This is a genomic window from Mesorhizobium sp. M7A.F.Ca.US.002.01.1.1 (genome assembly GCF_004022955.1).
Lineage (GTDB): Bacteria > Pseudomonadota > Alphaproteobacteria > Rhizobiales > Rhizobiaceae > Mesorhizobium > Mesorhizobium ciceri.
Genome location: NZ_RZQE01001006.1, coordinates 1 through 702 on the forward strand (window position 1 = coordinate 1; position 702 = coordinate 702).

The 702-nt window shown below is 62.8% G+C and carries 1 pseudogene; it reads left to right on the forward strand.

From position 1 onward, the window contains the following. Positions 1–402: pseudogene (locus EN932_RS37400) on the forward strand (ABC transporter substrate-binding protein); the annotation flags it as partial. Positions 403–702: the final 300 nt, after the last annotated feature.

A 702-nucleotide genomic window follows, 5' to 3' on the forward strand; every position in this document is an offset into this window, starting at 1 on the left:
GCTGAGCTGGTCAACAACGACTCGGCCGCGCACATCAAGGCGGTCTACACCGACCACGCCTTCGATCTCGCGGTCGGTCCGCCGGTGTTCCGCGGCGATCCGGCGATCTCGACCACCATCCTGGTGCAGAGCGGCATTCCCGACGGCGTGCCGTTCTCCAACCAGGGCGGCTACAAGAACGATGCGCTCGATGCGCTCATCGCCAAGGCATCGGAGACGCTCGACGCATCAGCCCGCACCGACCTCTACAAGGAGTTCCAGAAGGCGGTGGCTGCCGACCTGCCGCTGATCAACGTCGCCGAATGGAGTTTCATCAGCGTCGCGCGAGACACCGTCGGCAACATCGCCAACAACCCGCGCTGGGCGGTGTCGAACTGGGCGGACACGTATTTGGAATCGTGACAGAATTGCGCGGATGAAAATTCGCGAAATCATCGTAGGCTTTGAGTTCTACGAGGCCCCCCTCTGTCCTACCGGACATCTCCCCCCCAAGGGGGGAGATTGGCCGCTTGTCTGTCCCGCGAATTCTTCAACGTTGGAGATTGGCGAAGCCAAAAGAGACAGCCGATCTCCCCCCTTGAGGGGGAGATGTCCGGCAGGACAGAGGAGGGTGCCTAGGCGCGGTCCTAATCAACGTATCGCCAACCCATCGACGCCCCCATGAACCGCGCCCTCACCCTTCTCCGCCGCCGCCTCGTCGGC